Origin of the sequence: Asaia astilbis JCM 15831, from assembly GCF_000613845.1 — a bacterium.
Classification (GTDB): Bacteria; Pseudomonadota; Alphaproteobacteria; order Acetobacterales; family Acetobacteraceae; genus Asaia; species Asaia astilbis.
The window spans coordinates 1-13078 of record NZ_BAJT01000004.1 but is presented as its reverse complement, the minus strand read 5'-3'; the positions used below and the strand labels follow the sequence as shown (position 1 = coordinate 13078).

Below are 13078 nucleotides of genomic sequence, written 5' to 3'. Positions count from 1 at the left end.
GTCGGAGAGGGGTCAACCCTAAATCGTGGCGGCGTCGGAAATAAAGAAGCTCAGCATGTCCTGGCCCTGCCATTGCTCGCAGCGGAGCTGTCCGGCGACATGAAGCACCGGCATTGCCCGGTCTTCGAGAAGGGCGGCAAATGCCTTGTCTGCGGCACGAAAGACCAGACCGCGCAGTCTACCCCCATCCTCACCTTGCAAGATCACACGCAGCGTATTGCCATCGCGTCCAATGCGCTCCGTCTTGACGGCACGGACCCGGCTGATGGCGATAACCGGTTCTTCATGCCCCGCTCCGAACGGGCCCAATCGGGCAAGCTGGCTGGCAATCTCTGTCGTCGCGCCGCGCAGGCTCAAGATACCGTCGATGCAAAGCGCGTCATGACGAGGGCGCTCGCGGGCCTGGTTGAGAGCTTCATCGAGAAAGGCGTGAAAGGCAGGGGCCTTTTCGGCCTCAAGGGAAAAACCTGCGGCCATGGCGTGTCCGCCGCCGGTCAGAAGAAGCCCTGATTGTTGAGCCCCGATAATGGCAGCGCCGATATCGATCCCCGGTACAGAGCGTGCCGATCCCTTGATGACGCCGTCCTGTAGCGCTCCTACCAGGACAGGGCGATTGCATCGTTCACGGACGCGACTGGCCACAATCCCGACAACCCCCGGGTGCCAGCTTTCACCGTACAGGAAGAGGGCCGCGTGGTCCGACTCAAGCTGCATCTCGGCCTGACGGTAGGCATCGGTCAGGATATCGGCTTCGACGGTCTGGCGCTGACGGTTGATTTCATCGAGCTTCTCAGCCAGCGCACGGGCTTCGAAAGCATCGTCGCTTAGCAGAAGTTTAACTCCCAGATCGGACTGAGCGATGCGCCCGCCCGCATTGATCCGGGGGCCGATGCCGAACCCGCACGCCATGGCACTTGCTGTTTCCTTGACGCCAGCAACCGAGGCCAGCGTCGCCAAACCGAGACGTTCGCCTCGCCCCATGACGCGAAGGCCCTGGGCGACGAAAGCTCTGTTCAGGTCACGCAGTGGCATGACGTCGCATATTGTCGCCAGAGCGACGAGGTCGAGCTTGCGGAGAAGGGCTGGTTCTTCGCGATCTTCAAACCAGCCAGAGAGGCGCAGAGTGCGGCAGGTGGCGATGAGGGTCAGAAACGCAACACTTGTAGCGCAGAGATGGCCGAGACCTGACTCGCAATCGAGACGGTTTGGATTGACCACAAAGCAACCGGGCAGAACGGCACCATCCGGTTTATGATGGTCGAGCACAATGATGTCTCCGCCCTGTCGCAGAGTGTCAAGCAACCCGACTGCTGCCGTACCGCAATCGACGCAGATAAGGAGACTGGCTCCTTTTTCACGAAGCCCTTCGAGAGCCGGGCCATTAGGGCCGTACCCCTCTTTCTGTCGGTCAGGAATATGGAAATGGACCGCACAACCGAGATCGCGCAGGGTCTCGGTCAGGATCGTTGTGCCGCAGGCCCCATCCACATCGTAATCGCCGAAGACGCCAATCGTTTCGCTGTTCCGGACAGCTTCAGCCAGTCGGGCGGCTGTTCGATCCATGTCCCGAAGGCAGGAAGGATCTGGCAGCCAGTCTTTCAGACGCGGGTCGAGAAAAGCGGCAACACGTGTCGCCTCTACCCCGCGGCTGAAAAGAATACGGGCAAGAATTTCAGGAATGGCGGCTCTTTGAGCCATTGCCAGAGCCAGCCGACCATCGCCCGAAGCAAGGCTTTCGTCGCGCCAGACCCAGCGTCGCCCGCTACCGCTGGAATGGATCGAGAGAACCGGTTCTGGCGAAGCGAGGGATGAGGGGGCGTCAGACATACGCCCCCTTATAGTCGTGGATCAGTGAGCTGCCCACGTCTTGGTGGTGAAATCGTGACGTCCTTCGATGAAGCGCACCGTCGCCGATTTCGACCGCATGACGATGGAATGCGTGCGAGCCACTGTCGGGCCGTAGAAACGGACACCGCGCAGAAGCGTGCCCGTTGTCACGCCGGTGGCCGAAAACAGCACATCCCCGCGCGCCATGTCGTGCAGGCCGAGCTTGCGTGTCGGGTCGTTTTCAGGGTCCATCGAACGTGCACGCTCGATCTGACTGTCATCTTCGAACATCAGACGTCCCTGCATCTGGCCGCCGACGCATCGCACGGCAGCAGCTGCCAGAACGCCTTCAGGGGCGCCGCCCGAGCCTGCATAGATGTCGACGCGGCTCTCTTCCATACAGGCCGCAATTGCAGCAGCCACATCGCCATCGGTCAGGAGCATGACGCGGGCCCCGGCCTCGCGGGCGCGGGCAATCATCTCTTCGTGACGATCACGATCAAGCGCGCACATGGTGATCGAGGAGATGTCCTTGCCCTTAGCCTTGGCGAGATCGCGCAGCGTGGTCTCGATCGGGGCATCGATGTCAATCAGGTCGCGGGGCAGGTTCGGTCCGACAACGAGCTTCTGCATGTAGATGTCTGGTGCATGCAGAAAATTGCCGCTCTCGGCCAGCGCCACCATGGTCATGGCGTTTGGCATGTCCTTGGCGCAGAGATTGGTGCCCTCGAGCGGATCGACGGCGATATCCATCTTCGGTCCGCCAGCGCCCACTTTTTCGCCGATATAGAGCATCGGCGCTTCGTCCATCTCGCCTTCGCCGATCACGACCGTTCCTTCGATCGCGACCGTGTCGAACGCAGCCCGCATGGCCTGAACGGCTGCACCGTCAGCCTCGTTCTTTTCCCCACGGCCAGTCCAGGCCGATGACGAGATGGCTGCAGCTTCAGTCACGCGAACGAGCTCGAGTGCGAGGTTGCGATCCGTCACTTTATACTTAGGAGAGAAAGGCATTCGGTTATCCTATCTGTACTCGATCCAGCGAGGCTGGAATTGCGACACGCTTAGTTATGCAGGGAAGTGTCGCTTTTGCCACATCACACAGTCTCGATTTTCATGAGCAGCGGGCTGCCAATGACGGTTTCGAGCGGCTCGAGCGCCGTGAGGACGGAGAGCATGGCTGCTTCGGTCGTCTCATGCGTGATGAGGGCCAGCGGAACGACTGTCTGCGATCCGGATGTCTGCCCCGCCTCTTCTGCGGCATGCTGCGACAGAGCGCGGAGAGATACGCCGTAATCGCGCAGGGCGGCGGTAATGTCGGCGACGACACCAGGGCGATCCTGCACAAAGAGGCGCAGATAATACTGTCCGTTCAGGCTTTCACGCGGGGCACAGGCAATTTCGGGACGTGGCTCCATGCCCCAGACGGGCAGCGCTGTGCCTCTCGCCAGATCGATCACGTCGGCCACGACGGCGCTGGCCGTCGGTCCGGCACCTGCACCGCGCCCTTCGATCAGCATCGGACCGCTGAAGGCGCCCTCAGTCAGAACGGCATTGAACACGCCATCGACATTCGCGATCGGAGCCGATTGAGGCACCATGCACGGGCGCATCGAGGCTTCGATCTTGCCTGCGCCATCGCTGCGCGCACTTCCCAGCAATTTGATGCGATAGCCCATTTCGCGGGCAAAAGCCTGATCGCAAGCGGCGATGGTCCGAATACCCTCGACATGAAGGCTGTCGAAACGCACAGGCTGCCCAAAGGCCAGACCAGCCAGAATGGCCAGTTTATGAGCGGCGTCCCACCCATCGACATCGGTGGAGGGATCAGCTTCCGCATAACCCAGAGCCTGAGCCTCGGCGAGAATGTCGTCGAAGTCCCGACCTGTCTCGCGCATGGCGGTCAGGATGTAGTTGCAGGTCCCGTTCAGAATGCCGCCGACGCGCAGGAGATGGTCTGCAGCGAGACCTTCGCGCACGAGCTTGATGGCAGGAATTCCCCCGGCTACCGAGGCCTCGAACAAGAGAGAGGTTCCGTTTTCTCCCGCCAGAGTGGCGAGCGCAGCACCATGAAGGGCCAGCAATGCCTTGTTGGCGGTCACGACAGGTTTCCCTGACTTGAGAGCGGTCTCGACCAGAATGCGTGCCGCGCCTTCGGCGCCGCCGACCAGTTCGAGCACCACATCGACATTGGGATCGGAAGCCAGCGCGACCGGATCATCGTGCCAGGTCAGACCGGAGAGATCGACGCCTCTGTCACGGCTACGATCGCGGGCAGAAACGGCCACAACCTCGATGGAACGTCCGGCACGGGCTGTGATCGCCTGAGCGTTTTCGCGCAACAGACGGATGACGCCCGCTCCGACCGTACCGAGGCCAGCAATACCGAGATGAAGAGTTTGACCGTTCACGAAACCGCCTCTGCCTGTTTGACGCCATGTTTATTGAGAAAAGTCTTGATGGCCCGGGTTGCCTGACGCAGGCGCTGCGTATTTTCGACCAGACCGATCCGCACAAAGCCCTCGCCATATTCACCAAAGCCCAGACCGGGAGCCACGGCAACACCGGCTTCTTTCAGCAAAAGCTTGCTGAAATCGACACTGCCCATTTCGGCAAAACGTTCGGGGATCGGCGCCCAGGCGAACATTGAGCTTTCCGGCGTCGGGACGTCCCAGCCTGCGGCATGCAGACCGCGGATCAGCACATCGCGTCGTTCGCGATACATTGCGCGGATTTCGGCCACGCAATCCTGTGGACCGCTGAGGGCTGCGACGGCCGCCACCTGGATTGGTGTAAAAGCGCCATAATCGAGATAGGATTTGATGCGTGTCAGAGCCTGAATCAGACGGGGGTTGCCTGCGGCAAATCCCATGCGCCAGCCAGCCATCGAATAGGTCTTGGAAAGCGACGTGAACTCGACCGCGATCTCTTTGGCTCCCGGGACCTGCAGGATCGACGGCGGGGGCTCATCGCCAAAATAGATCTCGCAATAGGCGAGATCGGAAAGGATCCAGATCTGCTCACGCCGTGCGAACGCGACCAGCTCCTTGTAAAAATCGAGGCTGGCTGTGTAGGCGGTTGGATTGGAGGGGAAATTGACGATCAGCGCGGTCGGCTTGGGGACAGAGTGACGCACGGCGCGTTCCAGCGCGCGCAGCATGTCTTCGTTAGGTGTTGCCGGAATCGAGCGCACGGATGCACCCGCAATAATGAAGCCGAACTGATGGATCGGATAAGACGGGTTCGGCACCAGAATCGTGTCACCGGGGCTTGTGATGGCAGCCGAGAGATTGGCCAGCCCTTCCTTGGAGCCAAGGGTCGCGATGACTTCTGTTTCCGGATCCAGTTTCACGTCGAAGCGACGTTCATAATAGCCTGCCAGTGCGCGGCGGAGACCGGGGATGCCCCGGCTGACCGAATAGCGATGGCTGCGGGGGTCCGAAACAGTCTCGACCAGCTTCTTGACGATATGCGGCGGTGTCGGGCTGTCAGGGTTCCCCATGCCCAGATCGATGATGTCTTCACCATGCGCTCGGGCCGCGGCCTTGGCCTTGTTTACCTCGGCAAAGACATAGGGCGGCAAGCGGCGAATGCGGTGAAACTCTTCGGTCATTTTCTCGAGCTCGGGGGCACAGGGTTGAAATAAAGTTGCCGAAGTCAGCACGACTCCGACACTCTACTTCACTAACCCGATTCCAGAATCGGCGGAACCTTCCTCAGAAGGGCGACCGGTCAATTCTCGCACCGCGCCCGAAGGCCCCGGCACTGACGCGGATTTCCGATGCAGGCACGCCATGCAAGATCAGACTCTGAGCCACGACGCGCGCACGAAGCAGGCCGAGCTTGATGCCCAGAACCTGTTCTGACGGTCGGAAAGAGGCAATTTCGCCAAAGCCCTTGACGAAGATGATGTCATGAGGGCCGCGTCCGGTCAGGGCTTTGTTGATCACACCCTCCTGTCCTTTCGCCATCTGATCCGAGGCCTGATTGAAGCGTATCAGCGTGCCATGCGGCTCCGACAGATCGTAAGCCGGGGGGACGATATCGGGCAGGTTGGCATCGCGTGGGATGGCGAAGCCCGGGAAGTTCGGCGCTGTCGGGGGAAGGTCGCCAATCTGTGGCAGCTCACCCGGCTTGATCGGCGGCGGTGCGAAACGCGTGACGTCGGGCAAGGCGGCTTCGGGTGCAGGCGCAGGTTTGGCCTCGCGGTCGGATTTGGCCTTCGGTTTCTTTTCTGAAGCAGGCGCTGCCTGCCTGGCTGGCTGCGGAGCAGAGGGTTTGTCTGGTGCGGGTGCCGATGTCGGGGCTGGTGCCGCAGGGGGTGCCGGGGTCTGGCCAGGCGCCACAACGCTCATGGACGAGCCGTTTTCGTCATTGGCTGGACGAGGCTTGGGCTGTGGCGGCGGCGGCGGCGGGGCGATAATCAAAGGGCCATCGGCCACGGCCAGATGCTGGCTCAGATTGCGCTGAAGCGTCAGGCGGTCGGTCAGAGCCTGACGGGCAGGAGCGCTTGGCAGGTCGACAGCAGTCGTGGGTGTCAGGCCGACGCGGGGATAGGTGCCGTGCACGCCCGGAGCGGGTGGACGCTGCTTGGCGATCTCGCCACCCTGAAACTGATGATACCAGTTGCCGACCGTATCGACGGCATCCCGATGCCCGCAGGCGGCCAGTGACATCACGCCTGCCATGGCAAAGCCTGTTCGCAGCCAGCCTGTTTTCTGCATTTTTCCTGATCGACCTTGCGTTTTCTTTATGGCCCTAAAGCCTGGGCGCCACCCTAACCGTTCCGATCCGCTCTGGCGAGATGCTTGATTTGGAGCAAAAATCAGGGGGGCTCTTGTGAGGGGCGGCTATCGAGCGCAACATAGAAGGCATGATTAGGCTGCACCGACAGAGGAACACCGGCATGCGTCGTGGTACGACCCCCCAGGATATCTCCCGCCTCGCCCCACGTCTCGACGATGAAGAACCCGATCCGCAGTCCCCGGAAGCGCCCGAGCCGAAGGAGCCTGCCGAGAAGGCAGCGACGTCCGAGGTCGAGGGCAAGCTCTTCGAGCAGCGCAAGGTTCTGATCTTCGGCGGGATCAACGACAAGGTCGCCCGTGAGGTCACGGGACGCCTGCTGGCTCTGGCTGGTGCCTCCGACAAGCCGATCGACGTTTACGTCAACTCCCCGGGTGGCCATGTCGAGAGTGGCGATACCATTCACGACATGATCCGCTTCGTGGATTCCGTCGCACCGATCAACATGATCGGCACAGGCTGGGTCGCGTCTGCAGGCGCACTCATCTTCGCGGCCGGTCGTCCCGAGCGCCGGCTCTGCCTCCCGAACACACGCTTTCTGCTGCATCAGCCGATGGGTGGCGTGCGTGGCCCTGCAACCGATATCGATATTGAAGCCCGCGAAATCATCAAGATGCGCGAGCGGCTCAATCGCCTTTTTGCCCGTGAAACCGGTCAGTCCTACGAGAAGATCGCCAAGGACACCGACCGCAATTACTGGATGTCTGCCGAAGAAGCCATTGCTTATGGCCTCGTGTCGCGGACGATCAGCAAAATGAGCGACATCAAGGAATAAGAAGAGGAAGTCTCTCCCATGTCACGTCTTGCAGATCTCTACAGCCATCTTCCCGATGCGCCGTCGGACAAGACTCTGGCCAAGGCCGATTTTGAAGCCCGTCACTGGAGCAGTGCCATTCCGGGCCCGCTGAAGCCGGGCACGCAGGAACACAAGCGTGCCGTCGCCGACATGTTCAGAGAGACCTTCAACCCATACAAGCCCTCGGTCATCGAGTGGCCGGAACTCGATCCGGACACGCTGCATCGCATTACGTCTCTGCCCATCTGGGATATTGCGGTGCAGACCGAAGGCAAGGCCCGTCTTCGCATGGCCGCTTATGCGGACATGATCGACGACCCCGACATGAAAGACGCTCTGCGTCGCAATGCGTGGGAAGAGAACCGCCACAAGGAGGTCCTCTCCAAGCTGGTTGAGGCCTATAAAATTCCGATGGCGCCGGAGCCGCCCTATATCGAGCCGAAAGACACCGAATGGGCCTATCTGGTCACCGGGTTTTCGGAATGCGTGGACAGCTTCTTCGCCTTTGGTCTGTTTGCTCTGGCCGAGCGCGCGGGTCTGTTTCCGATGGAGCTGATCGAGACGTTCGAGCCGGTTATGCAGGAAGAATGTCGCCACATTCTGCTTTTTGCCAACTGGCTGGCCTGGCACCGCGCGACCATGCCGTGGTGGAAGCGCCCGATCTTCGAGGCACGCGTGCTCGGCGTCTGGGCGTTCCTTGCCTATGAGCGCATGGATCTAGCGCGTTCGATCGATGCCGACGGTAACGAGCATACGCAGGATAACAATTTCACGGTCACCGGCGCCAAGGAAATGACGGATATCGACATCAAGGTGCCAGAGCTGATGCAGCTTTGCCTTGATGAAAACGATCGCCGCTTCTCCGGCTACGACCATCGCCTGCTTCGTCCCACGACCACACCGACGCTCGTCAAGACCGGGCTTGCAGCCTACGGGTTCTGGCAGAAAGCCTCTGGTGCCGTCCGCGCGCGTCTCGGTCATAAAGCGCAGCACGCCGCTGCATGAGTGTGATCGAGCCGGGATCGGAAGCGCATAAGCGCTATTTCTGCCAGCAATTCATCGACACGCATCAGGTTTTCGATCCAGAAACCCTGCCGTGGCCCGAGCTGACAGAAGAAGAACTGGCCCGGCTGCGTGCAGTTCCGTTCTGGCAGGAGGTGTACCACACCGAGCGTCGGGCCGGGGCTATTGTCGACGCCTTCACGCCGCGGATCATGGACCCGCAGGTTCGGGAGGCCGTTCGGCTTCAGGGGTTGGAAGAAGCCCGTCATGCCGAACTCATCCGGGTGATGATCGAGCGTTACGGTCTCAAGGCTGAGAAACAGCCGATCGAAAAATTTCCGGCCGACCTTGAAAAGGCGTTTATCGATTTCGGCTTTGGTGAATGTCTGGACGCCTTTCTGGGGTTCGGAGCGTTCAAAAGCGCGCGCCAGTCCCAGTTCCTGCCGGAGAAGATGTTCGAAATCTTTGACATCCTGATGTTCGAAGAGACCCGACACATCGTGTTCTTTATCAATTACATGGCCTGGCGTGAAAAGCGCCGTGGGCTTGGCCGGGCGAGACGCTCCTTCAAATCCCTTCGCTTCTATCTGCGTGCGCTCAGCCGCCTTCTGGGTATGGTGCGTCGGGGGCAGGAGCCGAATGACGGACGGGATTTCTCCGTCACCCAGACCAATCTGTTTCTCGACGGTTTTTCGTTCCGCGGTTTCGTGGAAGATTGCTATCGCGAGAACGCGCGTCGCATGACGGCTTTCGATCCCGGTCTCATGCAGCCCCGACTTCTACCCGGTATCGCCGATCTGGCGCTGCGTGGGCTTCGGCTATGGGATAAGGGGCGTGGTCAGGCGCGCTGAGCGCGCTCGCCCTCATGCCATGACCTGCAAAATGCGGCTCTGCACAGAGAGCCGAGCCGCGTTCGAGATCATGCTTTATCTCAAATCGAGAAAGCGTTCCGTATCCGGGTCCACGGGGATGCCGTGTTCGTCCCGCTTTGCGGCTTCGGCCCATTCCTTGTCGCCGGGGGCACAGACGGGAACGCCCTGTTCAGCGGCGGGGGAAGTCCGGAGCAAGGCGAGATACTGCTCCATGCCGATTTCGAAGGCTTCCTGACCGACAAAGCGCGCCGGGTCGAAGGCGACCATGGTATGGCCGACATTCTGGGGTGTGGGGCCGCTTTGAGCCTCTGCTGTCGAGATCATGACCGGGTCGGGATCGGCACCCGCCAGCACAGCGGACAGGATCGTGACCATGCCGGCAAGGGCAGCGCCCTTGTGGCCATAAGCCATGCCCCCCAATGGCTGAAGAAAGCGGGCCTGTTCGGCGTCGAGTGTCGGATGACCTTCTTCGTTTAGCGCGACCTCGGGGGGCAGGGGAAGATCAAGGCTCCGATAGAGCTTCACCCGGTTGAACGGGATAGACGATGTGGCCATGTCCAGCAGCCATGGTTTGCCAAGACGCACAGGGGCGCTCATGGCGATGGGGTTGGTACCATGAAACGGAGTCCGCCCTCCGGCGAGCGCCACGGCAGGGTCGGAGTTACTGAGCACCAGAGAGACAAAGCCCTGTTTGGCTGCTTCAAGGGCGTAAACGCCTCCTGCGCCGTAATGGGTGGAGTGACGCACGGTCACAGCACCAATGCCTGCGTGTCTGGCGAGACGAACCGCCTCTTCCGTGGCTGATAAGCCGCTGGATGACCTAGACCGGAATCGGCGTCTAAGCGGCCTGTCGCCGGGGCGGTCTGTTCAAAGCGTCGCACGGGGCGTTTTCTGACCCCGCCATTGGTCAGCATATCCACGTAATAGCCGATCAGCCGCACTCCATGACTGTCGGTGCCAAGGCGTGAGGCCTGAATCAGGGCTCTGACGGTCTCGGCAGCGTCTTCTTGCAGGGCACCAGCAGTGACCAGTTTTGACTGGCAGGCTTCGGCAAGCAGAGCTGCCGGATAGCGTGTCGGATCTGTCATGGCGGTTCCGTCTTTAGCGGTTAGTGTGAGCCAAGCATCTTTTGTGCCCGTTCGCGGTCGAGTGCGCCTTCCCATGCTGCAAGGATAACCGGCGCGACGCAATTACCCGCCAGATTGCCGACAGAGCGGGCGATGCCGCTGAACCAGTCCACCGCGATCAGCAGAACGAGACTCGAAAGAGGGATGGACGGCGCTGCGGCCAGAGTCGCTGCGAGCACGACAATGGCGATCCCCGGCACACCATGAGCGCCTTTCGAGGTGATGAGCGCCGTTGCCAGCATTGAAAGGATTTGTGTGAGAGTCAGCGGCGTATGAGTGACTTCGGCCAGAAAGACGATGGCAAAGCCCAGATAGATCGAGAGCGCGTCGAGATTGAGCGAATACCCGGCAGGCACGACAAGCCCGACGACCTGACGCGACACGCCCATGGCTTCGAGTTTGGTCATGATGCTTGGTAGGACGGAATCGGAACTTGTGGTTGCGGTGACGATCAGGATCTCTTCGCGGAAATATCGGGCAAAACGCAGGGGATTGATGCCGCAAAGCTGAAGCAGACCGCCAAGAATGACGACGATAAAGACGGCGATGGCGCTGAAATAAAGAACCACGAAAATAGCCAGATGGTTGATCGCCTCCAGCCCGTATTCCGCAACCGTCGTTGAGACTGCGCCGAACACGCCAAGCGGCGCCGTCGCGATGATAATGCGCATCATGCGTGAAAACAGCGCCGAGAAACTGTTGATCAGGGTCGTGATGGGGGCACCGGCCTCACCCAGTCGCGACAGACAGCAACCCAGAAGCACAGCGAAAAAGAGAATTTGCAGAATATTGCCTTCGGCAAAGGCAGCCACGGGCGAGCGAGGAATGAGGGAGAGGATAAAGCCGGTGACTCCCTGACCGTGCAGCGCATGGGCATTGGCAGCATAACTTGCGACGGCACGAGCATCTTCGGGACTCGGCGTGTAGTTCATGCCACGACCCGGATGCAGCAGGAGGGCTGCCCCCAATGCCAGAAGCAGGACGATCGTGGTCATGGCCTCGAAGTAAAGCAGTGCTCGGCTGCCCAGTCGTCCGACAGCGCCCAGAGACCCTGCCCCCGTGATGCCACTGACAACGATGCAGAACAGGAGGGGCCCGACGATCATCAGGATAAGCCGAAGGAAGAGATCGGTCAGCCAACGGCACTGATGGGCCAGATGGGGCGCGAAAAGCCCCAGTAAAATGCCGCCTATCGTGGCGATGATGACCTGAACGAAAATACCGGGGCGATACGATGCGGGTTTCTTCAGAACATGAGCGCTCAAATCGGTTCTCCGGTCAGCGGGTAAAAGAAAGACCTGTCTCAGGCGGGGAGGCAGGTCGTCGCTTTGTTCAGTAGGTAACGTTGATCTTGGCCCCGACAAAACGCGGGAGCCCCGGAATGACACCGTAGAAGGTGGCCTGAGTGCCGCCTGAGAGCCAGTAGCGACGATCGGCCAGGTTCTGGCCATAGACCGTCAGCGACCAGTGTTGCTTCGGAGAGGCAAAGGTCAGGAAGGAATTGACGAGGAAATAGGCCGGAGCGCGATAGATGCCTCCATCGCCGATATGCTGGGGCTGTGTCTGCGCGCCGCGATAATTATAATCGACGTCGAAGGTTACGCGATAATCGCGAAAGACCGGCCATGTATAGACAGCCGCACCTGAAAGGGTGAGGTTGGCCAGGCCCATGTCGTAGCCATTATAATTGGTGAAGACAGGTGACCACACGCCGATTGAGGCGAATTGTGCTGTTGTTGCACTGCGGTTCAGGCTCTGGAACTGAGTATACGCACCCTTCTGATAGCCAAAATTCTGTGTCAGCGTCAGACCGTGGAACGGATGCGCCTCCATGTCGAATTCCGCACCGTAGATATAAGAGCGCGGGGCATTCACGTAGCCACCAAGAACGCCATAGGGCGGGACCAGAATGCTGCCCAGTAGCTGCTGATCGCGATAATCGTAGTAGAAGCCGGCAGCATTGAAGCGCAGGCGACGGTCGAAAAGCATGGATTTGAAGCCGCCCTCATAGGTGAGTACGGATTCAGGCTTGAAGGGACGCAGCTGATTGGCATTTTGGGTGATATTGGCCGAGAATCCGCCCGGTTTGAATCCTTTGGAAAAAATCGCATAGCCCATGACATTGGGCGTGATCTGGTACTGTGCGCCGACGCGTCCGCCAAACTGGTTGGTCAAGGCACCAGCATTGCCAAAATTGGTTTGCGAGGTGGCGAGCCCGGTATTGAGGTCGACATTGGTGCTCGTCAGATTGAGCATCTGTCGATCGTCGGAGTCGTGATTGATCGCGCCGATCAGGGTCAGTTTGGGCAGAAGGCGATAGCTGAGCTGCACATACTGGTTGAAATTCTGCTGGTTCTGTCGATAGGCGGTTTCGTTCAGCGGCGTTGTGCCGGGGCGGTCCGAGCTATCGTACCAGAAGCTCTGAGCCATGCGCGCGCGGCTGTAATACAGGCCGGTTTCCCAGTGAAACCGTGCCTTGGGATCGCGTGATTCCAGCTTGATTTCCTGAGAGAACACGTTGGTCTGATTATTACGGAACATATTGCCATAGGACAGAACCGAGTTTGTCTGGTTGGTCAGCTCGTGCTCATCCACCATTTCATAAGCGCTTTGTGTCCAGAGACGTGCCCAGGTGAAGTCCTTGGTGTAGC

General features: G+C 60.0%; 10 protein-coding genes and 1 pseudogene. 3 read left to right on the top strand and 8 right to left on the bottom strand.

Features of this window, described 5'->3' with window-relative positions; genetic code table 11:
* Positions 1-18: 18 nt before the first annotated feature.
* The 5 genes from recJ to JCM15831_RS16455 form a co-directional block, all read right to left on the bottom strand.
* Positions 19-1827: a single-stranded-DNA-specific exonuclease RecJ gene (gene recJ, locus JCM15831_RS03785; protein WP_025822835.1), complete on the bottom strand. Its 1809-nt coding sequence runs from the start codon at positions 1825-1827 to the stop codon at positions 19-21.
* Positions 1828-1848: 21 nt separating this feature from the next.
* On the bottom strand, positions 1849-2841 hold the full coding sequence (glpX, locus tag JCM15831_RS03780; RefSeq protein WP_025822833.1) for a class II fructose-bisphosphatase: 993 nt from the start codon (positions 2839-2841) through the stop codon (positions 1849-1851).
* An 83-nt stretch (positions 2842-2924) separates the two neighbouring features.
* Positions 2925-4238 (bottom strand): homoserine dehydrogenase, encoded by a 1314-nt coding sequence (locus JCM15831_RS03775; protein ID WP_025822831.1) that lies wholly within the window; start codon positions 4236-4238, stop codon positions 2925-2927.
* On the bottom strand, positions 4235-5440 hold the full coding sequence (locus JCM15831_RS03770; protein ID WP_025822829.1) for an LL-diaminopimelate aminotransferase: 1206 nt from the start codon (positions 5438-5440) through the stop codon (positions 4235-4237). Before JCM15831_RS03770 ends, JCM15831_RS03775 begins: the two co-directional genes overlap by 4 nt.
* Positions 5441-5543: 103 nt before the next feature.
* Positions 5544-6551 carry a hypothetical protein gene (locus JCM15831_RS16455; protein ID WP_025822827.1) on the bottom strand — a complete coding sequence of 336 codons (1008 nt, stop codon included), beginning with the start codon at positions 6549-6551 and terminating at the stop codon, positions 5544-5546.
* Between the two features lie 182 nt (positions 6552-6733).
* Here JCM15831_RS16455 and JCM15831_RS03760 point away from each other — a divergent pair, with 182 nt between their 5' ends.
* From JCM15831_RS03760 to JCM15831_RS03750, 3 genes are read left to right on the top strand one after another with little or no spacing between them, the layout of a single operon-like run.
* Positions 6734-7405 carry an ATP-dependent Clp protease proteolytic subunit gene (locus JCM15831_RS03760; RefSeq protein ID WP_156938731.1) on the top strand — a complete coding sequence of 224 codons (672 nt, stop codon included), beginning with the start codon at positions 6734-6736 and terminating at the stop codon, positions 7403-7405.
* 18 nt (positions 7406-7423) lie between these two features.
* Positions 7424-8431: a ferritin family protein gene (locus JCM15831_RS03755; RefSeq protein ID WP_025822823.1), complete on the top strand. Its 1008-nt coding sequence runs from the start codon at positions 7424-7426 to the stop codon at positions 8429-8431.
* Entirely contained in the window at positions 8428-9279 is an 852-nt protein-coding gene (locus JCM15831_RS03750) for a hypothetical protein (protein ID WP_025822821.1), read from the top strand. The genes JCM15831_RS03755 and JCM15831_RS03750 overlap by 4 nt, the downstream gene beginning before the upstream one ends.
* A gap of 75 nt (positions 9280-9354) precedes the next feature.
* Here JCM15831_RS03750 and JCM15831_RS16450 read toward each other — a convergent pair.
* The 3 genes and pseudogenes from JCM15831_RS16450 to JCM15831_RS03735 all read right to left on the bottom strand — a co-directional run.
* Positions 9355-10388, bottom strand: a pseudogene (locus tag JCM15831_RS16450) (Ldh family oxidoreductase).
* 20 nt (positions 10389-10408) lie between these two features.
* Complete coding sequence (locus tag JCM15831_RS03740; protein ID WP_025822820.1) at positions 10409-11692, bottom strand: cation:dicarboxylate symporter family transporter; 1284 nt, start codon at positions 11690-11692, stop codon at positions 10409-10411.
* Between the two features lie 67 nt (positions 11693-11759).
* The coding region (locus JCM15831_RS03735) for a TonB-dependent receptor (RefSeq protein WP_025822819.1) at positions 11760-13078 on the bottom strand (1319 nt) is incomplete at its 5' end.